The organism is Streptomyces sp. NPDC127197 (assembly GCF_042672405.1).
Lineage (GTDB): Bacteria > Actinomycetota > Actinomycetes > Streptomycetales > Streptomycetaceae > Streptomyces > Streptomyces flavusporus.
In genome coordinates this window covers 153,042-174,514 of sequence record NZ_JBHXVG010000005.1, presented here as the reverse complement: position 1 = coordinate 174,514, position 21,473 = coordinate 153,042, and the positions used below count along the sequence as shown (strand labels likewise).

Genomic DNA, 21,473 nt, shown 5'->3' with positions numbered 1-21,473 from the left:
CCCCCTCTCAGGCGTCCGCCGACGAGTCCCTGCGCCACAGGCGGTACACGGCCGCGCCGAGCGCCCCCGCGATCAGCAGGCCGCCGGTCACGAGCGCGGGCACGGACACACCGAAGTCCCCTCCCTCGCCGGCCTTCACCCCGTGCTGGATCACCGGAGGCTTACAGGATTCGCGCGGCACGGTGCAGCGCGGGCCGATGCCGCCGTCCTCCGGACGGGCCACGATGAACGTCGCCTTGAACGGTTTGCCCTTCGCGCCGGGCGCCGCCGGGCAGATGCCCTCGACGGTCCACCTGGATTCCGTTCCGGCGGCGGGCGGGGCGGCGGCGGGCGGGGGTGCCGATCCGGCGGGAGGCGGAGCAGCCGACCCACCTGGGGGCGGGGCAGCCGTCCCAGCGGGAGGCGGAGCAGCCGATCCGGCGGGAGGCGGAGCAGCCGACCCACCTGGGGGCGGGGCAGCCGATCCGGCGGGAGGCGGAGCAGCCGACCCACCTGGGGGCGGGGCAGCCGATCCGGCGGGAGGCGGAGCAGCCGACCCGGCGGCAGGCGGAAGTGCCGCGAGGCTCGCGGCGGGCGGGATGCGGGCGGTCCCCCGGTACGCGGGCCCGGACAGTGCGTTGTCGTTGCCGGGCACCAGGCTCAGCTTCAGGGTCCCCCCGGCGAACGCCTTGGACTTCGCCACCACAGTGGCGGGCGCCTTCCCTCCGAAGGGATCGCAGGACACGGAGACGGTGACGTTGCCGCCCGGCCGGCTGGCGGCGGGTCTCACCTCCGCAGCCGGATCCGCCGAGGCGACGGGAACGGTACTGGCCAGCACAGCCCCGGCCGGAATGGCGACGGACAGGACACGGGCGCTGCATGGGCGCATGGGACGGACTCCTTGGACCGATCGGACCGACGGCGACGGGGCACGAGGACCGCACCCCCACAGCCATCACAGCCCTCCCGTCAAAGGGGACGCGCGCGGCGGGACCCCATTGGCGGGACGTCAACGCTCGTGTGGGTGATCCGCCCCCGGCCCGGCCGGCAAGCACCCGGCAGGTTTTCCACAGGGGCGGGGGGTGACTCGTAGAGATGCCGACAACCCCTTACGCGACTCACTTCCTACGTCCGGAAGGACGCCTCACATGAGCACCAAGGTCTCCGACCACGTCCTGCAGCGGCTGCGCGAGTGGGGTGTGGAGCACGTCTTCGGCTACCCCGGCGACGGGATCAACGGGCTGCTCGCCGCCTGGGGCCGCGCCGACGACCGGCCGCGGTTCATCCAGTCCCGGCACGAGGAGATGTCCGCGTTCCAGGCGGTCGGCTACGCCAAGTTCGGCGGCCGTCTCGGAGTGTGCGCGGCCACCTCGGGACCGGGCGCGATCCACCTGCTCAACGGTCTGTACGACGCCAAGCTGGACCATGTTCCGGTGCTGGCGATCGTCGGCCAGACGCACCGCAGTGCGATGGGCGGCTCGTACCAGCAGGAGGTGGACCTGCACGCGCTGTTCAAGGACGTCGCCTCCGACTTCCTGGAGACGGTGACGGTTCCGGAGCAGCTGCCGAACGTGCTGGACCGGGCCATCCGCACCGCGTACGCCCGGCGCTCCCCCACCGCGGTCATCATCCCCGGCGACGTGCAGGAGCTCGACTACTCGCCACCCACCCACGAGTTCAAGATGGTGCCGTCCAGCCTGGACCGCAGCGCGTGGACGGCGATTCCCTCCGAGGAGTCCCTGCACCGGGCCGCGGACGTCCTCAACGCCGGTGACAAGGTGGCGATTCTCGTCGGCCAGGGCGCGGCGGGCGCACGGTCGGAGGTGGAGCGGATCGCCGAGCTGCTCGGTGCGGGCGTCGCCAAGGCGCTGCTCGGCAAGGACGTGCTCAGCGACGAACTGCCGTACGTCACCGGCTCGATCGGTCTGCTGGGCACCCGTCCGTCGTACGAGCTGATGCGGGACTGCGACACGCTGCTGACCATCGGATCCTCGTTCCCGTACACACAGTTCATGCCGGAGTTCGGCAAGGCCCGCGGGGTGCAGATCGACATCGATCCGCACATGGTCGGGATGCGTTACCCGTACGAGGTGAATCTCGTCGGCGACGCCAGGGAGACCCTCCAGCGGCTCATCCCGCTGCTGGACGGCGAGCGCGGGCGCGAGTGGTTCGACACGGTGTGCGCGAACGTGACGCGCTGGCGCGAGGTGATGGAGCGCCGGGCGGGGCTGTCGGCCGATCCGATCAACCCGGAGTACGTGGCCAGTGCCCTGGACCCGCTGCTGCCGGCCGACGCGATCATCACGTCCGACTCGGGGTCGGCCGCGAACTGGTACGCCCGGCACCTGACGATGCGGCCCGGCATGCGCTCCTCGCTCTCCGGGACGCTGGCGACGATGGGCTGCGGCGTGCCGTACGCGATCGGCGCGAAGTTCGCCCATCCGGACCGGCCGGCGATCGCGCTGGTCGGGGACGGGGCGATGCAGATGAACGGGCTCGCCGAGCTGATCACGGCGGCGAAGTACTTCGGCAACTGGCAGGATCCGCGGCTGGTGGTCGGCGTCTGGAACAACCACGACCTGAACCAGGTGACGTGGGAGATGCGGGCCATGGAGGGCGCACCGTCCTTCCTGCCCTCGCAGGAGATCCCGGACGTGCAGTACGCCGCCTTCGCCCGCTCCCTGGGCCTGACCGGTGTGCGCGTGGAGAAGCCGGGGGACGTCGAGGCGGGCTGGCGGGCCGGTCTGGAGGCCGACGGTCCCGCGGTGATCGAGTTCCTCACGGACCCGGCGGTGCCGCCGATCCCGCCGCACGCGACATGGGAGCAGATGGAGGCGACGGCCGCGTCGATCCTGAAGGGCGACGCCGACCGCGGCTCCATGATCAAGCAGGGCCTGAAGGCGAAGGTGCAGGAGTTTCTGCCGGGCCGGCAGAAGAAGTAGGCGGTTGTGCGGCGCCGTGCCGGTGTCGCCGCCCGCCCTCCGGGTACGCGGTGCGCACCCCCGAATATCTGGAGCACGACATGCAGCGAGGCAGTGACCGGCTGAGCGTCCACCGGGACGAGGAGATGAAGCACGAACTGCAGGGGCTGCTCAGGTCGGGCCACCCCACCCGCACGGAGGAGTGGAACGACCCCGAGCCCGTGGCCGAGGACGATCCCCGGATCGCGGGCGGACCGGCCATGCCGGGCTCCCTTGCGGAGATCCGGCTGGAGCTGGGCCGCATTCTGGGCCGCAGCGCGTTTCCCGCGGGACCGGGCGAGCTGATGAGCGCCCTGCGCCGCCGGAACGCGCCCGACGCCCTGATCGAGCCGCTGCGGCGACTGCCCCGTTCGGCGCGTTACGGCAACGTCCAGGAGCTGGCGGAGGCCCTGACGCGCGGTGAGCGACGGGAGGAGGCGCGATGATGGCCGATTTCGTGCGGGAGGTGATGACGCCGGGCGTGGTCGCCGTCCGTCCGGACGCCTCGGTGGTGGAGGCGGCGCAGCTGATGCGCGCCCAGGACATCGGCGATGTGGTGGTGGCCGACGGACAGCAGGTGGTCGGCATGCTCACCGACCGTGACATCACGGTGCGTGCCGTGGCCGAGGGTCTCGATCCGCTGACCGTGAGCGCACGGTCGGTGTGCACACCGCACCCGGTCATGGTGTCGCCGCAGGACCCGGTGTCGACGGCGGTCGCGCTGATGCGCGAGAAGGCCGTACGCAGGCTGCCGGTCGTGGAGAACGGCCTCCCCGTGGGGATGGTGACTCTCGGGGACCTGGCGGTCGCGCAGGACCCGGACAGCGCGCTCGCCGACATCAGCCGGGCCGAAGCGGACCACGACCTCCACCCGGCCGCCCCCGACATCCGGGGACCGGTGTGAGCCGGGACCAGGCGGCCGGGATCGCCACCACCGGCGGCACGGTCGACGTCGGTGCCGCAACGACCCGCTATCTGCTGTACGGGCTGCTGCCGAGCTGGTTCGTGCCCGGTCTCGCGGACTGGGCGATGCACCGGCGCACCCGCATCGAGGACACGGCGGGGACGAAGGAGTCACTGATCCACTCCCTCATGATGACGGAGGTCGGCATCCCCATCGCGCTGACCCTGCGCTACGAGATCAACCCCCTGCTGCTGTCGGTGCAGTTGGCGGGGGCCGCGGCGCACGAGGCGACCGCGCTGTGGGACGTCCGCACGGCCGTCGACAGCGACCGCCGGGTCAAGCCGGTCGAGCAGCACATCCACAGCTTCCTGGAGTCGCTGCCGTTCGGCGCGCTGGCCTCGCTGATGTGTCTGCACGCCGACCAGGTGAAGTCGCTGCTGCGTGGCGGCGACGGCGACCCGGACGCGTGGCGCCTGGTGCCCCGCCGACCGCCGCTGTCGCGCGGCTATCTGGCGGGGATCGCGGCCGCGATCGGGGTGTGCGTGGTGCTGCCGTACGGCGAGGAGCTGATGCGCTGCCGACGCGCGGCCAGGAGGAGGAAGCTCACGAAGGGACGGTGAACCGTCATGCGTATCGCGTTTCTGACCGCACCCGAGGGCGTCGAACAGGTCGAGCTGACCGACCCCTGGCAGGCGGCCGTCGAGGCCGGCCACGAGCCCGTGCTCGTGTCGACGAAGCCGGGCGAAGTGCAGGCCTTCCATCACCTCGACCGGGCGGACACGTTCGCCGTCGACGAGGTGGTGGGCGAGACGTCGGCCGACTCCTTCGACGGCCTGGTGCTGCCGGGCGGTGTGGCCAATCCCGACTTCCTGCGGATGAACCCCGAGGCGGTGGCGTTCGTCCGGGACTTCTTCGAGCAGGGCCGGCCGGTCGCCGCGATCTGCCACGCGCCGTGGACGCTGGTCGAGGCGGACGTCGTACGGGGCCGGGTGCTGACCTCCTGGCCGAGCGTGCAGACCGACATCCGCAACGCGGGCGGCACCTGGGTGGACGAACAGGTCAAGATCTGCGACCACGGCTCGAACAAGCTGGTCACCAGCCGCAAGCCGAACGACCTCAAGGCGTTCTGCGCGGCGTTCCTGGAGGTGTTCGCGAAGGAGACGGCGTAACAGCACCGGCCGAAAGGGGACGGTCGTCAGGGGACCGGCCGTCCCGCTGTCGTGTCACGTGCCGGGGCTGCGGTCCGGGCCCGGTTCGGTCGCGGCGGCACCCTGCCCCCACTTCCCGACCGGGGTCTGCCGTCCGCCGGTCCCGTCACACACCGCGGCCCGCTCCCGGGCGCCCTCCCGGGTGCGCCCCGGGGAGACGAAGCGGCGCGGATTGCGGCGCAGGTACTCGCCCTCCAGCTGGGCCATGCGTTCGTTGTGGGCGCGCAGCGCGTCGTTCGAGCCGTACAGCAGGGTGTCGTGGCGCGTGCGGTGGATGGTCTCCAGCTCCTTCATGAGCTGCTGGTCGTCCAGCCGACCCGGTTCGACTCCGGTCATGGTGGTGCCCCGCTCATCGTGTTCATTCATGGGGTACGGGTACCCGCCCGGCAAGCACTACCCCCGAGCGGCAACCGGGAGGGAGCCATGGATCTCGCGTTCCTGCATCCACTCTACGAACATCCGGGGCCCTGGGCCTCCGTGTACGTCGACCTCTCCCGGCACACGGAGGACACGCCCCACGAGCGGCATCTGACGGCCGAGGCGATGTCCCGGGAACTCGCGGGTCAGGGCGCCGACGAGGCGACCTGCCGGGCCGTACGCGACGCGATCGAGGAACTGAAACACTCGCCGGAGCCGCACGGCCGGGCCCTGTTCGCCCGCGCGGGTCAGGTGGTCCTCGACCCGCCGCTGGCCCGCGCCCCGCAGGGCGGCTGGGCGCAGTGGGCGCCGCTGCCCCGCACCACCCCGCTGCTCGACCTGACCGGCGAGGACGCCGTGGCCGTCGTGGCGTACGTCGACCGCAAGGGCGCCGACTTCGAGCTGCGCAGCGCGCTGGTCCGGGAGAAGGCCGGTTCGGTCGCCGGACGTCAGTGGCCGGTGCACCGTACGAGCAGTGTGGACTGGTCGGAGCGGCACTTCCAGCTGCGGGTGGAGAACACCTGGGAGCACAACGCGGCGGAGATCGCCGACGCGCTCGCGGTGTGCCAGGAGGAGACCCTGGCCGATCTGCTGATCCTGGTCGGCGAGGACCGGGAGCGGCGGGCCGTGCACGAGCGGCTGCCGCAGCGGCTGCACGACCGGCTGGTTCAGGCCCCGCACGGTACGGGCAGCCGGCTTCTCGACGCGGACGTGGAGGAGGCCCGCGCCACCCATGTGCGCCGGCATGCCGAGGCCGAGCTGGAGCGGTTCCTGGCGGCCCGCGCACAGGCGGCGGAGGGCGTGCCCGCGGTGATCGAGGCGGCCCGGGAGCACCGGATCGATGAGCTCGTCGTCCGCCCGGACGGCCCCGACACGCACCGCGAGGTGTGGATCGGTGAGGACCCGGACCAGCTGGCGGTGCGCCGTACGGACCTGAAGATCCTCGGCGAGCAGCACTCCTGGTCCGCCCGCGCGGACGACGCGCTGATCCGCTCGGCGGTGGCGACGGCCGCACCGGCGATCTCACTGACCCCGGCCGAGGCGGCACGCGAGCAGGACGTACCGGCGGGCGGCCTGGGCGCCCTGCTGCGCTGGACGTGAACGGCCCTAGCGGGCCCGCTCCACGCGGCGTTCGTCCCATACCGGTTCCGGGGTCTCGCGGACCCGGCCGTCGCTGCCGAAGACCAGGTAGCGGTCGAAGGAGCGGGCGAACCAGCGGTCGTGGGTGACCGCGAGGACCGTGCCGTCGAACGCCTCCAGGCCTTCCTGGAGGGCTTCGGCGGACTCCAGGTCGAGGTTGTCGGTCGGCTCGTCCAGGAGCAGGGCGGTGGCGCCCTGGAGTTCCAGCAGGAGGATCTGGAAGCGGGCCTGCTGGCCCCCGGAGAGCCGGTCGAAGCTCTGCTCGGCCTGGCCGGTCAGCTCGTAGCGGCGCAGCCGGGACATGGCGGCGCCCCGGTCCTGGGCGTGTTCGCGCCACAGGATGTCGAGCAGTGACCGGCCGGCCAGCTCCGGATGCGCGTGGGTCTGCGCGAAGTGGCCGGGCACGACCCGCGCCCCGAGCTTCCACTCCCCGGTGTGCGCCACGTCGTCCCCGGCGAGCAGCCTGAGGAAGTGCGACTTGCCGGAGCCGTTGGAGCCGAGGACGGCGACCCGTTCGCCGTAGAAGACCTCCAGGTCGAAGGGTTTCATCAGCCCGGTGAGCTCGAGTCCCTTACAGGTGACGGCGCGGACGCCGGTACGGCCGCCCTTGAGCCGCATGCGGATGTCCTGCTCGCGCGGCGGCTCCGGCGGCGGGCCCGCCTCCTCGAACTTGCGCAGCCGGGTCTGGGCCGCCTGGTAGCGGGACGCCAGCTCGTGGCTGATCGAGGCGGCCTGACGGAGGTTCAGTACGAGCTTCTTCAGCTGGGCGTGCTTCTCGTCCCAGCGCCGGCGCAACTCCTCGAAGCGGGCGAAGCGTTCGCGCCGGGCCTCGTGGTAGGTGGCGAAGCCGGCGCCGTGCACCCAGGCGTCGGCACCCGCGGGGCCGGGCTCGACGGAGACGATCCGCTCGGCGGCACGGGCGAGGAGTTCCCGGTCGTGGGAGACGAACAGGACCGTCTTGCGGGTCTCCGCGAGACGCTCCTCCAGCCAGCGTTTGCCGGGCACGTCGAGGTAGTTGTCGGGCTCGTCGAGCAGCAGCACCTCGTCGGTGCCGCGCAGCAGCGCCTCCAGGACCAGCCGCTTCTGTTCACCGCCGGACAGGGTCCGTACCTGCCGCCACTGTGCCTTCTCGTAGGGCACGCCGAGCGCGGCCGTGGTGCACATGTCCCACGTGGTCTCCGCCTCGTAGCCGCGCGCCTCGGCCCAGTCGGCCAGTGCCTGCGCGTACCGGAGCTGGGCGGCCTCGTCGTCGACGGTCATGATGGCGTGCTCGGCCGCGTCGACGGCCGCGGCGGCCTCGCGGATGCGCGGCGGTGCGACGGACACCAGCAGGTCGCGCACGGTCGTCTCGTCCCGTACGGAGCCCACGAACTGCCGCATCACGCCGAGCCCGCCGCTGACGGTGACGGTGCCGCCGTGGGGTTTCAGCTCGCCCGAGATCAGCCGGAGCAGAGTGGTCTTGCCGGCGCCGTTGGGGCCGACGAGGGCGACGACCGCCCCTTCGCCCACCCGGAACGACACATCGCCGAGCAGGGTCCTCCCGTCCGGGAGGTGGTACTCGAGATGTGCGGCTTCCAGATGTCCCATGGGGTCGCATTGTGCGGGCGGCCCACGTCCTGCGGCAAACGCTTATTCGGTCCCGCCCAGCGGGCGCCCGGCGGGTCCGCCCTCACCCACGGGCAGCACCGTCGCGCCCGCCCACGACAGCGCCTTCCAGCCGTCGGAGGGCGAGCCCTCGAGGATGACCACGCCGGTGTTCTCCAGCGGGCGGGCCGCGGCGAAGGGCACGTCGACATTGGCGGCGCGGGCGGCGGTCCACATCCGGATGGCGGCGCCGTGGCTGACCATGGCGACGGTCCCGGCGCCGCTGTCTGCGGCCTCGGCGACCACGGCGTCGTACCGCGCGAGCGCCTCCTCGCCGCTCTCCCCGCCCGGCATCCGCAGCGCGGTGTCACCGGCGGCCCAGGCGAACGCCGTCCGCATGTACTCCTGGCCGCGCTCGGAGTCGCCGGGCAGCATCTCCAGCTCGCCGGCCGTGAGCTCCCGGATGCCGTCGCGGACGATCACCTCGAGCCCGCGGGCCGCCGCGAGCGGCTCGGCGGTGAGCTGGGTGCGCACGAGGGTGGAGGCGTACACGGCCTCGATGTCCTCGTCGGCGAGGGCTGCGGGCAGGGCGACGGCCTGGCGTTCGCCCAGCTCGGTCAGGCCCGGCCCGGGGACGGTGGTGTCCAGCAGGTAGGCGAGGTTGGTGGGGGTCTGGCCGTGGCGGACGAGGAGCAGGCGCATCGATGGGTTCCTCCGGGTACCGGCCACCGCCGACGGGGCAGAGAACGGCGCCTTCAGGGTACCCGCGCCTGTATGAGCCCAGATGTCGACCTCACCCTGCCGAAACCCGGCCATCACATCCTGCGCGACCGGCTGCTCGCTCTCGACTGCCGACTGTTCGAGTTCGCCGCCGAACGTCACTGGCCCGCCGCCGAGCCCGTCCTGCCGAGGCTGAGCCGGAGCGCGAACCACGGTGTGCTGTGGTTCGCGACGGCGGGCCTGATCGCGGCGAGCCGCACCCCGAGGGGCCGCCGGGCCGCCGTGCGGGGCGTGGCCTCGCTCGCCCTGGCCTCGGCCACCATCAACACCCTCGGCAAGCGCAGTGTGCGCCGCCCCCGCCCGGTCCTCGACCCCGTCCCGCTGGTCCGGCAGCTGAAGCGGCAGCCGATCACCACGTCGTTCCCGTCCGGTCACTCCGCCTCCGCGGCGGCCTTCGCGGCCGGCGTGGCGCTGGAGTCCTCCGCCTGGGGTGCCGTCGTGGCCCCGGTCGCGTTCTCGGTCGCCATGTCCCGTGTCTACACGGGCGCCCACTTTCCGAGCGACGTCCTGGCGGGTGCGGCGCTCGGCGTGGGCGCCGCGTTCGCCGTACGCGGTCTGGTGCCGACCCGGGCGCAGGTCACGCTGCCGGCCCGGCCGCGGGCCGAGGCGCCGCCGCTGCCCGAGGGCGAGGGCCTGGTCGTCGTGGCCAACACGGCCACGGGCAGGGCGGACCGGGCGTCGGCGCTGCGGGACACGCTGCCGCGGGCGGAGGTCGTCGAGTGCGCGCCGGAGGACATGCGGGAGGAGCTGGAGAAGGCGGCCGCCCGGGCCCGGGTGCTCGGCGTGTGCGGCGGCGACGGCACGGTGAACGCGGCCGCGGAGATCGCCCTGCGCCGCGGCCTGCCGCTCGCGGTGCTGCCCGGAGGCACGCTGAACCACTTCGCCGGCGACCTGGGCGTGGAGGACGTCCGGACGCTGAGTCGCGCGGTCCGGCGGGGCGACGCCGTGCGGGTGGACGTGGGCCGGTTCACCTGCGGCGAGAAGCAGGGCGTCTTCGTCAACACGTGCAGCCTGGGCGTCTATCCGGAGCTGGTCCGTGAACGGGACCGCTGGTCGCACCGGATCGGCAGCTGGCCGGCCGGGGTGCTCGCGGCGCTGCGTGTCCTGCGCGCGGACCGGCATCCGCTGGAGGTCGAACTCGGTGGCAGGCCACGGCCGTTGTGGCTGTTGTTCGCCGGGAACGGCACCTACCACCGGATGGGCCTCGCACCGGCCCGCCGGCTCGAGCTCGCGGACGGACAGCTCGACGTACGGGTCGTGCACGGCGGGCGCGGACCGGCGCTGCGGCTGCTCGCCGCCGCCCTCGCCGGCCCGCTGACCCGCTCCCCAGCGCACGCGGCGGTCCAGGTGGGCCGGTTGCGGCTGTCCGGCGTCGCGCCGGGCACGCTGCTCGCCTACGACGGAGAGGTCACCGAGGTGGAGGGCGAGGTCACGCTGGAGAAACTGCCCGAGGCACTGGTCGTCTACCGACCCACAACCAAGAACTGACGAGTCGTCAGTCCATATTGCAGAACACGGTGTCTCATCATTCGGCCCGGCGCGTACGGTGGCGGAGGACATGAACCTGCGTGACGCGAAGGGGTACAGCCATGCCGAAAGCACAGGAGACCGCCGTCTACACGCACGGGCACCACGAGTCCGTGCTGCGTTCGCACACCTGGCGGACCGCCGCCAACTCCGCCGCGTACCTCCTCGGCTCGCTGCAGCCCCACATGAAGATCCTGGACGTCGGCTGCGGGCCCGGCACCATCACCGCCGACCTGGCCGCGCTGGTCCCTGATGGCCATGTCACCGGTGTCGACTTCGCGCCGGACATCCTGGACCGGGCACGGGCCACGGCGGCCGAACGCGGCCTGACCAACGTCGACTTCGCGGTCGCCGACGTGCACGCCCTGGACTTCCCCGACGACACCTTCTGCGTGGTCCACGCCCACCAGGTGCTCCAGCACGTCGGTGATCCCGTGCAGGCACTGCGCGAGATGCGGCGGGTGACGAAACCGGGCGGGGTCATCGCCGCCCGCGACTCGGACTACGCGGCGATGACCTGGTATCCCGCCTCACCCGGCCTCGACGAGTGGCTGGACCTGTACCGCAGGGTGGCCCGCGCCAACGGCGGTGAGCCGGACGCGGGACGCCGGCTGAAGTCCTGGGCGCTGCGAGCCGGGCTCACCGACATCACCGCCACGTCCGGCACCTGGACGTTCTCGACGCCCGACGAGCGGGAGTGGTGGAGCGGCCTGTGGGCGGACCGCACCCTCGCGTCCGCCTATGCGCAGCGGGCCACGGAGGGCGGGCATGCGAGCCCGCAGCAGTTGCGGGCCGTATCGGAGGCCTGGCGCCAGTGGGGGAAACAGGACGACGGCTGGTTCGCGGTTCTGCACGGAGAAATTCTGTGCCGCAAGGAAGCCTGAATATTCCTTTTCTGGAAACTCGGAGAGCAGGAGGTTCACATTATGGTTCCCATCCTGCTGGTACTGCTTTTGGTGCTGATTCTCTTCGGCGCCGGATTCGCGGTAGAGGTGCTTTGGTGGATTGCGATCGCGGTCCTTGTTCTGTGGCTGCTGGGCTTCCTGATGCGGGGTACGACCGCAGCCGGAGGCAGGGGCCGCTGGTACAGGTGGTGAACTGACCCGGGAGCTCAGTCCCGGGGCAGCAACGGTCCGAGCGGCCCGAGGTCCAGATTCAGGTCCTCGGGCCGCAGTCCGTAGCGCTCGCGCAGCTCGGTCATCCGGTCGTCGAGCAGCATCAGGGTGAGCCCGATCCGCTCCTCCTGCTCCTCGCTGAGATCACCCGTGTCGAACCGGCGCAGCGCCTGCCGTTCCATCAGCTGGCGGAGCAGTTCCACGACGGTGAGGACGAGCTTGACCAGATCGCGCTCGACGGTGTCGGGCTCGAGTTCGAGACGGCCCCGGCGGGCCGTCACAGGTCCTCACCCCAGGGGGCCGGCACCCGGTCGTTCACCGAGCTGATCAGCGCGTTGAGATCGATACGGACGAGATCGACGTCCGCGATGCGCAGGGTGACGTCGCCGGTGATCACGACCCCGCCCGCCAGCAGCCGGTCGAGCAGGTCCACGAGGGCGACCTCACGGCGTTCGATCACCGTCACGGCTTCTCCCCCGCGAAGGAATAGGCCGCCCAGGGGCCGGTGAGTTCCACCCGCATTCCGGGCGCGTCGTCCTTCGTCCGGTCCACGATTTCCACGAACTCCTCGGATTCGGCGCGCAGCACCAGATAGGCCGCATTCAGGACATTGCGACCGGAGGTGCCGGACAGCGCGGGATCCTGGGGCGCGTGCAGCCGGGAATCATCGGCATGCGCGGCAAGCGTTTCATGCAGCCGGGTCGCGAACTCCTCGGCTTTCCGCCACCGGTCCTCCTGCTCCCGGGCGCGCATACTGCGCTGCCGCAGATAGTCCCGCCCGGACACGGCTTTCCCGGCCGCCGACTCGCTTTCCGCGGTTCCCCCGGGAGTTTCACCGGGTGCGGATTCGACGTACACCTTCACACCCCATTCCACCCGTCCCTCCAGCCGGTCGAGAGTGCGCCGGAAGTCGCCCTCGCGGGCCTCCAGCATCATGCGTACGCCGCTGTCGTCCCGGAACACCGTGGCCAGCCGGAGCGGCAGGGGCGTGGTCACCGTCATCAGCGCGTCGATCACGCCGTGGTGGGCGCGGGCGGTGGCCGTGAGCCACTCCAGGTCCTCCAGATGGGCACGGAGCTGCTCCTCCGCGAAGTCCCGCTCCGGCACCGTACTGACCACGGCGACCAGACCGCGATGGTGCAGCAGTTTGGGCGGGGCGCCCGCCACGCCGGTCAGCTGGGTCTGCAGGGCCGCACCGAAAGGGCGGCAGACGGCGTACACGTACCGCAGTCCGGTCATGAGGCCTCCTCCTGTGTACGGCCGGTCTCCAGCTCCGCCAGCCGCTCACGCAACTCGACGTTCTCCCGGGCGAGTTCGGAGCGGCGGGCCCGGGACGACAGCGCCGGGTCGTCCTCCCACCAGTCGATGCCCATCTCCTTCGCCTTGTCGACGGAGGCGACGATGAGCCGCAGCTTGACGGTGAGCAGCTCGATGTCGAGCAGGTTGATCCGGATGTCGCCCGCGATGACGACGCCCTTGTCGAGCACGCGCTCCAGGATGTCGGCAAGGTTGGCGCCACCGTCGTGGCCGTAGGGCTCGGGGAGCCGGCTGGGCGAGGTCATCGACGGCTCCCGGCGTCGGCGTACTCGTCCCGGTACTCGTCCTCGGTCTCCTTCTCCGCTGCCGGCTCCCCTTCTTCCCGGGGTTCCTCTTCTTCGTATTCCTCCTCGGGTTCCCCTTCTTCGCCGTATTCCTCGTCGTACCCCCTGTACTCGTCCTGGCCGTCGGCCTCCTCCTCGGGGGCATCGTCTTCGGGGACCTCTTCCGCTGCGATCGCGTCCTCGTGATCGCGTACGACCTCGCCGTCGCGGATCTCCCCGCGCCAGCCGTCCTCCGCCTCTCCTCTGAGCGTGATGTGGCGGGCGTAGTTCTTCAGGTCGAGCCGGGCTCGGCGGCCCTGGGCGCGCCACAGGTTGCCGGTCTTCTCGAAGAGGCCCTTGGGGTAGTACTCGATCACCAGCAGGACCCGGGTGAGGTTGTCGGCGAGCCGGTGGAAGGAGACGACGCCCTTCGTCGTGCCCTTGGCACCTTCCGAGGTCCAGGTGATCCGGTCGTCGGGCAGCTGCTCGGTGGTGTGGGCCTTCCAGCTGCGAGGGGACCAGAAGACCTTCAGCTGCCAGTCCGAGGTCGTGTCGTCGGCCCGTTCGGCGCTCTTGACGCCCTTGGCGAAGATGCTGAAGTCCTGGTAGCGGGTCCACTGGTCGTACGCCGTGCGCAGCGGCACGCCCACGTCGACGGACTCGATGATCACGGTCGGCCGGTGGCCGGAGCCGCCCCTGCGGCCGCCCTTGCCGCCGGTCAGGTGCTTGAGCGCGCCGACCACGTTGTCCTTGGCACGCGAGGCGCCGACTTCCAGCGCCGAGCGCACCGGGCCCTTGCCCTCGGCCAGCTTGCGACCGCCGTCCAGGGCGAGCCGGGCGAGGCCTGGGCTGCGGCCCTCAGCCATGTCGTTCAGCTTGACGGTGGTCTCGCCGAGCCTGTGGCCGAGGCCGGTCAGCAGCCGTACGGCCTGGGCGGCGAGATACTCCCGCGCCTCGGCCTTGAGCCGGTCCGCGGCCTCGCTGCGGGCCACGTCGGCGAACGGGTGTGGGCGCCGGCCGGCCGTGGAGGCCGCCGATCCGAGAGTGTCGGTCATCGGTCGCCGCCCCCCTTCGGGATCCGGGCGGACGCCGGCTTGCGGGCCGCCGACTTGGCGGAGGCCGTCTTCCGTGCGGCGGTCCGCTTCGCCGCCGTCTTCCTGGCGGGGGCTTTGCGCGCGGGCGCCGTCTTGGCGGCGGCCTTCTTCGCCGCCTTCTTCGCCGGTGCCTGCTTGCGGGCGGGCCGCTCGGGCTCCGCCTCGACCTCGGCGACCGGCCCGTGCGCGTCCGGCCCCTCGGTCTCCGGCCCTTCGGCGTCCGGCCCGTGGGTGTCCGGCTCCTCCCTCTCCGGCCGCTCCTCGTCCCCGTACCGCCGGTCCGGCCGCTGCGGCACGACGCCGCCGAGCCGTTCGCGGACCCCGGCGGTGCGGTCGTGCAGCCGGTCGGCGAGGGCGTCGAGCTGCCGCTCGACCAGGGCGCCGGACGCCGCACCGCCCACGCCGCGCAGGTCCTCGCGGAGCTGGTCCCCGATCTCCTTGAACTGCGGGTTGTTCCGCAGCTGCCCGGACACCAGGTCCGCGAGCGCCCGCGGGCTCAGCTGCATCCGCTTGCCGGCCACCAGCGTGCCGACGGCGAACGCCAGTTTCAGTTTCCTCGTGCGTCCGAGGACGTATCCGGCCCCTATCGCGAGGCCCAGCCCCACTCGGTTCATCGTGTCGTCCCGTCGTCCGTTCCCACGGCCGCGGCTCCCGGACCGCCACGCAGCCCGGTCTCCAGCCGGTCGAGGAGTTCGTCCTCACGGCGGTCGAACTCCTCCTCGTCGATCTCGCCCGCCTCCAGCCGCCGCTCCAGCAGGGCGAGCTCGCCCCGTACCGCGGCCGGGTCGTAGTACCGCCGTTCCGCCTCGCGCAGCACCTGTCCGATCACCCATGCGCTGCCGCGCACCGGGGCGAACGGCAGCAGCAGTACCTCTCCGATCAGGCCCATGGGCTACTCCCCGGCCGTATCCGCGCGACCGGCCGTGCTGCCCGCCGGCTCGGCGGGGCCGGGCTCGACGAAGCTGTACGGCGGAAGCGGTCCGTTGACCCGCAGATCGAGGTGCGGATGACTCTTGCGGGCCTGCTCCACCGCGGTCACGAACATCTCGGCGGCGCCCCGGTCCACCAGGAACGAGACGTTGGCCAGCCAGCCCGTGGAGTCGGGTCCCACGCTCACGGCCTCGGCGACCGGTTCCAGGGCGCGCTGCACCTCGGCGGCGTCCTCGGCCTCCCGGGTCTGCACCGCGGCGGCGACCATCTCGCCGAGCCGCAGCTTCTGTTCGTGACTGCCGCCGCCCGACTGCCGGTTGGCCTCCGCCAGGGCCCGGATCTCCGGGTTCTCGGCCATCACGCGGTGCAGGACCGCTTCCTCGACGTGTGAGGCCTTGATGTTGTACTCGACCTTGCCGTCCAGGGCCCGCAGCCGCTCCCGGTAGTGCGCGGCGCGTTCGGCGAGGACGCCGGTGACCGCGTCGTCGTCGGGGGCGACGCTGCCGAACCGCATGGGCAGCACACAACCGGCAGATCCGGCCTCGGCGAGCACGTTCTGATGGGCCATCAGGTCCCTGCGCTTGGGGCGCAGACCCTCGGGTGCGTCGCTGACGATCGCCGCCAGGTCGCCCTCCGTCAGGATGCGCACGGGTCGGGCGGGATCACCGACGCCGCCCATGCCCTCGGGGAGCGCGGAGTGCGAGCGTGCGGTGATCCCGTAGACGTACGTGCTCACTCCTGCTCCTCCTTCCGGCGCGTGGCGGTGGCCTTGCGGGCGCGCGGCCGGGGCTCGCTCTCGGTCTGCGAACCCTCCTCACGGGCCTGCTTGAAGGCGTCGGAGACGGTCTGCGCGGCGCCGGACAACGCGCCCTTGGACTTGCCGCGCGCGCCGGACTCGGTGATCTCTCCGACGACGTCGGGAAGGCCGGGGCTCTTGCGCGGCCCGGCCTCCAGGTCGAGCCGGTTGCACGCCTCGGCGAAGCGCAGATAGGTGTCGACGCTGGCGACGACGACCCGGACGTCGATCTTCAGGATCTCGATGCCGACGAGGGATACACGCACGAAGGCGTCGATGACGAGTCCTCGGTCGAGGACCAGCTCCAGGACGTCGTACAGGCCGCTGGTGCCGCCTGAGCCGCCGGTCTGCTGTGCCGGGACAACGGTCATGCCGACCGGTCCTCCTTGTCTGTTTCGTCTCGGGATGTGGGGGGCGCGGGCGGGCGGCCTAACGGCCGCGGGGCCTGTGTGCGTCGGCCCGCCCGCGTTCGTAACGGCGAACGCGCCGGTAGCCGGTGAGCCGTCCGTCGGGGTCGAGGTCGACCTGGTAGCTCGCCATCAGGCTCATCGTGTCGGGCACGCGGGCGAGTTCGAGGACCTCGACCTCCAGGGACCAGCCGTCATCGGTCTGTTCGAAGGACGACACGGTCTCGGCGGCCATGCCGGTGAGTTCCGCCAGCTGGATGCGTGCATGGCGCAGCACCTGCATGGGGCTCGGCCGGTCGTCCGCCGTACGGTCTTCGGCGTGTTCGGGGTCGTGACGTGAATGCTGTGCATCCGATGTGTTGTTTGTGTTCGACATGGCCACCTCGAACCCCGGGTGGCCGCACGGTCCTTGGCCAAACCTTCGGAAAACGCACGCCCCCGCCGCAGGGCGTATCACGCCTGCGCAGGGGCGGTACGTGTGTCAGCCACGCAACGCGTCGAGCCGGCGCCGCGCCGGCCCCAGGGCGCGTCCACGGCTCGGCCTGTCGGCCCAGGGACTGGTGCGGGCCTGGTCGACGGCGTCGGCGATGGTCCAGCGGCGCGGGCCGAAGTCCGGCTCGTCCAGCTGGTCCCAGGTGACCGGGACCGCCACGGGGGCGCCGGGCCGGGCGCGCACGGTGAAGGGGACGACGGCGGTCTGCGCATAGGCGTTGCGCTGCACGTCGAGGTAGAGACGGTCGCCGCGGTCCTTCTTGCGGGCGGCGGTGGTGAGCCGGTCGGGGTGGGCGGCGGCGAGGGTGTCGGCGACGTCCCGGGCGAACTCGCGTACCTCGTCGAAGCCGTGGTGCCCGCCGACCGGCACGATCACGTGCAGGCCACGCGAACCGGTGGTCATCAGGGCGGAGGGCAGCTTCAGTTCGTCGAGCAACTCGCCGAGCAGCCGGGCCGCCTCGCGGACGGGCGCGAAGGAGTCGCCGGAGGGATCGAGGTCGAAGACCATCCGGTCCGGGCTCTCCAGGCGTCCGGTGCGCGACAGCCAGCGGTGCAGGGTGATGCAGGCCTGGTCGGCGAGGTGGACGAGGGTGGCGGTGTCGTCGCAGACGGTGTGACAGACGGTGCCGCCCTCCTTGGGCACCTCGACGCGGGTGATCCAGTCCGGGTAGGTGTCCGGCGTGTTCTTCTGCATGAACTGCGGACCGTCCAGGCCGTCCGGATGCCGCTCCAGCATCAACGGCCGGCCGCGCAACTGCGGCAGCATGAACGGGGCGACGGCCCGGTAGTAGTCGACGAGGTCGCTCTTGGTGTACTCCTTGGCGTCCCCGCCGCCGGGGAAGAGCACCTTGTCCGGCCGGTGCACCTCGACCGTGCGCCGGCCGGCCCGCACGGTCCGTACGTCGTCACCGCTCACCGCACGACCGCCTGTTCCACCAGCAGATCGACGGCGGCGGCAATGGACTCGGCGTCGATGCCCGCCGCATGCAGCTGCTCGTCGGGGGCCGCCGAGCCCGGCATGGTCCGCACCGCGAGACGCACCAGACGCGGCATGGGGCGCCCGTCGAGGAAGGGGTCGAGGACCGCGTCCCCGAGGCCGCCCGCCTCGTGGTGGTCCTCCACGGTCAGCAGACAGCCGGTGTCCTCGGCAGCCTGCCGCAGGGTGAGCCGGTCGACGGGCTTGACCGAGTACAGGTCGATCACCCGGACCTGGATGCCCGCCCGGTCGAGGGCGTCCGCGGCGGCCAGCGCCTCGGGCACGGTCACGCCCGCCGCAACGAGGGTCAGCCGGTCCCGGTCGGAGGAGCGCAGCACCTTGCTGCCGCCGATCGGGAACTCCTCGTCGGGCCCGTAGATCACGGCACTCTTGCCGCGCGAGGTGCGCAGATAGCGGATGCCGTCGAGGTCCGCCATGGCGGCGACGAGGTGAGCGGTCTGGTTGGCGTCGCACGGGTACAGGACCGTCGAGCCGTGCACGGCCCGGAACATCGCCAGATCCTCCAGGCCCATCTGCGAGGGCCCGTCCTGCCCGATCGCGACCCCGGCGTGCGAGCCGACCAGGTTGATACCTGCGCCGCTGATGGACGCCATGCGGACGAAATCGTACGCACGCGTGAGGAACGCGGCGAACGTCGAGGCGTACGGCACCCAGCCGCGCGTGGACATGCCCACCGCAGCGGCGACCAGCTGCTGCTCGGCGATGTAGCACTCGAAGAAACGCTCGGGATGTTCCTTGGCGAAGTACTCGGCGCGGGTGGAGTCGCTGACCTCGCCGTCGAGGGCGACGATCTCGCCGCGTCCGGTGCCGAGGGCGGCGAGCGCCTTGCCGTAGGCGTCCCTGGTCGCGACCTCCTCGCCCTTGTCGAAGCGGGGCAGCTCGACCTGCCCGTCGCGCACGGCGTGCAGCAGGCGGGCGCTGTGCGGTTCGTGCACATGGACGCGCAGGTCGCGAGGGCCGCCGAGTTCGGCGATGGCCTCCTCGGGGTCGGGCAGCGGCTTGCCGTGCAGGCCCTCCCGGTCCTGGACGGCGCCGACGCCCTTGCCCTTCAGAGTGCGGGCGAGGACGGCGGTGGGCTGTCCCTTCGTCGAGATCGCCTCGCCGTACGCACGGTCGATCGCGTCGACGTCGTGCCCGTCGACCTCGACGGTGTGCCAGCCGAAGGCTTCCAGACGGCGGGCGTAGGCGTCGAGGTCGTGGCCGTGCCGGGTGGGGCCGCGCTGGCCGAGCCGGTTGACGTCGATGATCGCGGTGAGGTTGTCGAGATGCTCGTACGAGGCGTGCTCGGCGGCCTCCCACACGGCGCCCTCGGCGAGCTCGCTGTCACCGCACAGCACCCACACGCGGTAACCGGTGCGGTCGAGCCGCTTGCCGGCCAGGGCGATGCCGACGCCGACCGGCAGTCCCTGCCCGAGCGATCCGGTGGCCGTCTCCACCCACGGCAGCCGCTGCGGCGTAGGGTGCCCTTCGAGGCGGCTGCCCAGCTTGCGGAAGGTGAGCAGTTCGGCGTCGTCGACCACGCCGGCCGCCTTGTAGGCGGAGTACAGCAGGGGCGAGGCGTGTCCCTTGGAGAGGATGAAGCGGTCGTTGCCCGGGTGGTCGGGGCGGTCGAAGTCGTAGCGCAGGTGGTTGGCCAGGAGCACGGCCATCAGATCGGCGGCGGACATCGAGGACGTGGGGTGCCCGGAGCCTGCGGCAGCGGAGCACCGCACGCTGTCCACGCGCAACTGCTGCGCCAGCTCGACGAGTTCGGGGGTGTTCATCGGTCTCCTTCGGCGGAGATGTCGGTGCGCTTGACGGGGCCGGGTGAGGGGTGGCCCTCGCCGGGGGCGGGGGGTGGTTGCTTCTTGGCGGGCTCTTCGCCCGGTTGGTTCTTTGCGGGCTCCCCGCCCGGTTGGTTCTTGGCCGGCTCCCCGCCGGGCTGGTTCTTTGCGGGTTCCCCGCCGGGCTGGTTCTTTGCGGGTTCCTGGCCCAGCTGGCTCTTCGCCGGTTCCGGACCCGGTTGCCTCTCCGCAGCTCCCGCACCACCGTCCCCCGCCCCCACGCCGGCCTCGGCCCCCGTCTCCCCCCGGCCCGGCACCCGGGCCAGCTCAGGCGAAGCCGTGTCCAGCGGTACCGACCAGGACCGTACGAGCCCCAACTGGACCGCCTGGCGCGGCAGTACCGCGTCCAGGAGCCAGTCGGCGGCGACCCGCACCCGGTTGCCGGGCATCGCGGCGAGGTGATAGCCGCGGGTGACCGCGCCCGCGACAGGCCCGGACAACGGCACGCCGAACGGGTTGGCCGCCGCCTGTGTGCCGCCCAGGTCCACGACGAACCCCAGGTCCCGGTGGCGGTAGGGCCGCGGCTCCCCCGCCCCGAAGGACGCGGCGATGTTGTGCGCGCAGACCTTGCCGTGCCGCCAGGCGTGCTGCGCGGTCATCGGCGTGTACTGCCCCGGTCGGTCGAGGTCGGGCACGGCGGCCGCATCCCCGCATGCGAACACCTCGGGCCGGCCCGGCACCTGCAGGTACGGGTCGACCAGCAGCCGCCCGCGTTCCATCGGCTGGTCGAGGGATTCAACAAGCGGATCGGGCCGTACGCCCACGCACCACACCAGCGTGCGGGTGTCGACGAACTCGCCGTCGGTCAGCAGGACTCCCCCGTGCATGGCCTCCTTCACGGAGGTCCCCATCCGTACGTCGACACCCCGCTGCCGCAGCACGCGGTTGGCGGTGCGGGAGAGCCGTTCGTCCAGCTCGGGCAGGACGCGCGGTGCGATGTCCAGCAGCATCCAGCGTGGCCGCATGCCCTCCCGCAGGGGATGCTTGCGGACCTGAGCGTCGGTGAACATCTGCCCGTGCGCGGCGACCTCGGTTCCGGTGTAACCGGCGCCGACCACGACGAAGGTGCACCGCGCCGCACAGCTCTTGGGGTCGTCGGCGGCAGCCGCCAGTTCCACCTGCCGGGTCACGTGGTCGCGCAGATAGAGCGCCTCGGGCAGCCCGCGGAAGCCGTGCGCGTGCTCGGCGACGCCGGGAATGGGCAGCAGCTTGTTGACGCTGCCGGCGGCGAGCACCAGCCGGTCGTACTGGAGGGTGCCGCCACCGCCCTCGGGGTCGGAGTAGTGCACGGTGCGCGCGTCGAGGTCGATGCCGTCGGCCTCGCCGAGCACGGGCCGCACCCGGGGCAGGGTGCCGGAGAGGGAGACGGTGACCCGGCGCGGCTCCAGGATCCCGGCGGCCACCTGGGGCAGCAGGGGCAGATACAGAAAGTAGTCGGTCGGGTTGAGCAGGGTGATGTCGGCCTTGTCCCGGGCCAGCCGCGACAGCTCGCGGGCGGTCCGGTAGCCGGCGAAACCGGCACCGACGATCACGATGCGGGGTCGACTCACGTTCGCCTCCGGTGGGGGTCCCCCACGCCCTCGAGGCAGAGGGGGTGTGGCTCGTACGAGGTTTTCCGCGTCCCCCTGGCCCGGGCACCCAAACGCGCCGGGCCCCTGGTCCGGCCCCCACCCCCACCCGCGTTTCGTGCCGGGGCGGGCGGATACCCGGCCGGTGACCTGCCCGACCGCTCCTTCGTGG

Annotated in this window: 26 protein-coding genes; 9 read left to right on the top strand and 17 right to left on the bottom strand. The window is 72.2% G+C overall.

The window, feature by feature from the left end:
- Nucleotides 1–7 precede the first annotated feature (7 nt).
- Nucleotides 8–868 carry a hypothetical protein gene (locus ACFVJQ_RS10315; RefSeq protein ID WP_385782492.1) on the bottom strand — a complete coding sequence of 287 codons (861 nt, stop codon included), beginning with the start codon at nucleotides 866–868 and terminating at the stop codon, nucleotides 8–10.
- Nucleotides 869–1,127: 259 nt separating this feature from the next.
- On the opposite strand from ACFVJQ_RS10315, the gene ACFVJQ_RS10310 reads away from it, so the two are divergent.
- The 5 genes from ACFVJQ_RS10310 to ACFVJQ_RS10290 all read left to right on the top strand — a co-directional run bounded on the left by ACFVJQ_RS10310 (nucleotide 1,128) and on the right by ACFVJQ_RS10290 (nucleotide 5,012).
- On the top strand, nucleotides 1,128–2,921 hold the full coding sequence (locus ACFVJQ_RS10310) for a thiamine pyrophosphate-requiring protein (RefSeq protein WP_385509842.1): 1,794 nt from the start codon (nucleotides 1,128–1,130) through the stop codon (nucleotides 2,919–2,921).
- 80 nt (nucleotides 2,922–3,001) lie between these two features.
- On the top strand, nucleotides 3,002–3,385 hold the full coding sequence (locus ACFVJQ_RS10305; protein WP_385509841.1) for a DUF2795 domain-containing protein: 384 nt from the start codon (nucleotides 3,002–3,004) through the stop codon (nucleotides 3,383–3,385).
- Nucleotides 3,385–3,843, top strand: coding sequence for a CBS domain-containing protein (locus ACFVJQ_RS10300; RefSeq protein WP_385510083.1), 459 nt, complete (start codon nucleotides 3,385–3,387; stop codon nucleotides 3,841–3,843). The genes ACFVJQ_RS10305 and ACFVJQ_RS10300 overlap by 1 nt, the downstream gene beginning before the upstream one ends.
- On the top strand, nucleotides 3,840–4,463 hold the full coding sequence (locus tag ACFVJQ_RS10295; protein ID WP_385782488.1) for a diguanylate cyclase: 624 nt from the start codon (nucleotides 3,840–3,842) through the stop codon (nucleotides 4,461–4,463). Before ACFVJQ_RS10300 ends, ACFVJQ_RS10295 begins: the two co-directional genes overlap by 4 nt.
- 6 nt (nucleotides 4,464–4,469) lie before the next feature.
- Nucleotides 4,470–5,012 carry a type 1 glutamine amidotransferase domain-containing protein gene (locus tag ACFVJQ_RS10290; RefSeq protein WP_385509838.1) on the top strand — a complete coding sequence of 181 codons (543 nt, stop codon included), beginning with the start codon at nucleotides 4,470–4,472 and terminating at the stop codon, nucleotides 5,010–5,012.
- A 54-nt stretch (nucleotides 5,013–5,066) separates the two neighbouring features.
- Here the strand turns inward: ACFVJQ_RS10290 and ACFVJQ_RS10285 are convergent, their stop codons facing one another.
- On the bottom strand, nucleotides 5,067–5,417 hold the full coding sequence (locus ACFVJQ_RS10285; RefSeq protein WP_385509837.1) for a DUF6158 family protein: 351 nt from the start codon (nucleotides 5,415–5,417) through the stop codon (nucleotides 5,067–5,069).
- Between the two features lie 57 nt (nucleotides 5,418–5,474).
- On the opposite strand from ACFVJQ_RS10285, the gene ACFVJQ_RS10280 reads away from it, so the two are divergent.
- Nucleotides 5,475–6,569, top strand: coding sequence for a Vms1/Ankzf1 family peptidyl-tRNA hydrolase (locus ACFVJQ_RS10280; RefSeq protein ID WP_385782484.1), 1,095 nt, complete (start codon nucleotides 5,475–5,477; stop codon nucleotides 6,567–6,569).
- A gap of 6 nt (nucleotides 6,570–6,575) precedes the next feature.
- Here the strand turns inward: ACFVJQ_RS10280 and ACFVJQ_RS10275 are convergent, their stop codons facing one another.
- Together ACFVJQ_RS10275 and ACFVJQ_RS10270 are read right to left on the bottom strand one after the other, a co-directional pair.
- Nucleotides 6,576–8,195 (bottom strand): ABC-F family ATP-binding cassette domain-containing protein, encoded by a 1,620-nt coding sequence (locus tag ACFVJQ_RS10275; RefSeq protein ID WP_385259413.1) that lies wholly within the window; start codon nucleotides 8,193–8,195, stop codon nucleotides 6,576–6,578.
- A gap of 42 nt (nucleotides 8,196–8,237) precedes the next feature.
- On the bottom strand, nucleotides 8,238–8,894 hold the full coding sequence (locus ACFVJQ_RS10270) for a histidine phosphatase family protein (RefSeq protein ID WP_385782481.1): 657 nt from the start codon (nucleotides 8,892–8,894) through the stop codon (nucleotides 8,238–8,240).
- A gap of 72 nt (nucleotides 8,895–8,966) precedes the next feature.
- Here ACFVJQ_RS10270 and ACFVJQ_RS10265 point away from each other — a divergent pair, with 72 nt between their 5' ends.
- The 3 genes from ACFVJQ_RS10265 (at nucleotide 8,967) to ACFVJQ_RS10255 (ending at nucleotide 11,596) form a co-directional block, all read left to right on the top strand.
- Complete coding sequence (locus tag ACFVJQ_RS10265; protein WP_385782478.1) at nucleotides 8,967–10,460, top strand: bifunctional phosphatase PAP2/diacylglycerol kinase family protein; 1,494 nt, start codon at nucleotides 8,967–8,969, stop codon at nucleotides 10,458–10,460.
- Between the two features lie 101 nt (nucleotides 10,461–10,561).
- Entirely contained in the window at nucleotides 10,562–11,383 is an 822-nt protein-coding gene (locus tag ACFVJQ_RS10260) for a class I SAM-dependent methyltransferase (protein ID WP_385509831.1), read from the top strand.
- Between the two features lie 42 nt (nucleotides 11,384–11,425).
- Nucleotides 11,426–11,596 (top strand): hydrophobic protein, encoded by a 171-nt coding sequence (locus tag ACFVJQ_RS10255; protein WP_073495203.1) that lies wholly within the window; start codon nucleotides 11,426–11,428, stop codon nucleotides 11,594–11,596.
- Nucleotides 11,597–11,610: 14 nt separating this feature from the next.
- On the opposite strand, the gene ACFVJQ_RS10250 is transcribed toward ACFVJQ_RS10255, so the two are convergent.
- From ACFVJQ_RS10250 to ACFVJQ_RS10190, 13 genes are all read right to left on the bottom strand, one after another.
- Nucleotides 11,611–11,895: a gas vesicle protein K gene (locus ACFVJQ_RS10250; protein ID WP_129800270.1), complete on the bottom strand. Its 285-nt coding sequence runs from the start codon at nucleotides 11,893–11,895 to the stop codon at nucleotides 11,611–11,613.
- Nucleotides 11,892–12,080, bottom strand: coding sequence for a gas vesicle protein (locus ACFVJQ_RS10245; RefSeq protein ID WP_129800271.1), 189 nt, complete (start codon nucleotides 12,078–12,080; stop codon nucleotides 11,892–11,894). Before ACFVJQ_RS10245 ends, ACFVJQ_RS10250 begins: the two co-directional genes overlap by 4 nt.
- A complete protein-coding gene (locus tag ACFVJQ_RS10240; RefSeq protein WP_385509830.1) occupies nucleotides 12,077–12,853 on the bottom strand; it encodes a GvpL/GvpF family gas vesicle protein in 777 nt (258 codons plus the stop codon). The genes ACFVJQ_RS10245 and ACFVJQ_RS10240 overlap by 4 nt, the downstream gene beginning before the upstream one ends.
- A complete protein-coding gene (locus tag ACFVJQ_RS10235; protein WP_385782473.1) occupies nucleotides 12,850–13,176 on the bottom strand; it encodes a gas vesicle protein in 327 nt (108 codons plus the stop codon). The genes ACFVJQ_RS10240 and ACFVJQ_RS10235 overlap by 4 nt, the downstream gene beginning before the upstream one ends.
- On the bottom strand, nucleotides 13,173–14,249 hold the full coding sequence (locus ACFVJQ_RS10230; RefSeq protein WP_385782470.1) for an SRPBCC family protein: 1,077 nt from the start codon (nucleotides 14,247–14,249) through the stop codon (nucleotides 13,173–13,175). The genes ACFVJQ_RS10235 and ACFVJQ_RS10230 overlap by 4 nt, the downstream gene beginning before the upstream one ends.
- Nucleotides 14,246–14,902 carry a DNA primase gene (locus ACFVJQ_RS10225; protein WP_385782467.1) on the bottom strand — a complete coding sequence of 219 codons (657 nt, stop codon included), beginning with the start codon at nucleotides 14,900–14,902 and terminating at the stop codon, nucleotides 14,246–14,248. The genes ACFVJQ_RS10230 and ACFVJQ_RS10225 overlap by 4 nt, the downstream gene beginning before the upstream one ends.
- Nucleotides 14,899–15,177, bottom strand: coding sequence for a gas vesicle protein GvpG (locus ACFVJQ_RS10220; protein WP_129800276.1), 279 nt, complete (start codon nucleotides 15,175–15,177; stop codon nucleotides 14,899–14,901). The genes ACFVJQ_RS10225 and ACFVJQ_RS10220 overlap by 4 nt, the downstream gene beginning before the upstream one ends.
- Before the next feature lie 3 nt (nucleotides 15,178–15,180).
- On the bottom strand, nucleotides 15,181–15,954 hold the full coding sequence (locus ACFVJQ_RS10215; protein ID WP_385509825.1) for a GvpL/GvpF family gas vesicle protein: 774 nt from the start codon (nucleotides 15,952–15,954) through the stop codon (nucleotides 15,181–15,183).
- Nucleotides 15,951–16,385, bottom strand: coding sequence for a gas vesicle structural protein GvpA (locus ACFVJQ_RS10210; RefSeq protein WP_385509824.1), 435 nt, complete (start codon nucleotides 16,383–16,385; stop codon nucleotides 15,951–15,953). The genes ACFVJQ_RS10215 and ACFVJQ_RS10210 overlap by 4 nt, the downstream gene beginning before the upstream one ends.
- A 58-nt stretch (nucleotides 16,386–16,443) precedes the next feature.
- Nucleotides 16,444–16,797 carry a gas vesicle protein gene (locus tag ACFVJQ_RS10205; RefSeq protein WP_385509823.1) on the bottom strand — a complete coding sequence of 118 codons (354 nt, stop codon included), beginning with the start codon at nucleotides 16,795–16,797 and terminating at the stop codon, nucleotides 16,444–16,446.
- Nucleotides 16,798–16,902: 105 nt separating this feature from the next.
- Nucleotides 16,903–17,829: a non-homologous end-joining DNA ligase gene (gene ligD / locus ACFVJQ_RS10200; RefSeq protein ID WP_385782463.1), complete on the bottom strand. Its 927-nt coding sequence runs from the start codon at nucleotides 17,827–17,829 to the stop codon at nucleotides 16,903–16,905.
- Nucleotides 17,826–19,673: a transketolase gene (locus tag ACFVJQ_RS10195; protein WP_385782461.1), complete on the bottom strand. Its 1,848-nt coding sequence runs from the start codon at nucleotides 19,671–19,673 to the stop codon at nucleotides 17,826–17,828. Before ACFVJQ_RS10195 ends, ligD begins: the two co-directional genes overlap by 4 nt.
- Nucleotides 19,670–21,283, bottom strand: coding sequence for an NAD(P)/FAD-dependent oxidoreductase (locus ACFVJQ_RS10190; RefSeq protein ID WP_385782458.1), 1,614 nt, complete (start codon nucleotides 21,281–21,283; stop codon nucleotides 19,670–19,672). Before ACFVJQ_RS10190 ends, ACFVJQ_RS10195 begins: the two co-directional genes overlap by 4 nt.
- Nucleotides 21,284–21,473 lie beyond the last annotated feature (190 nt).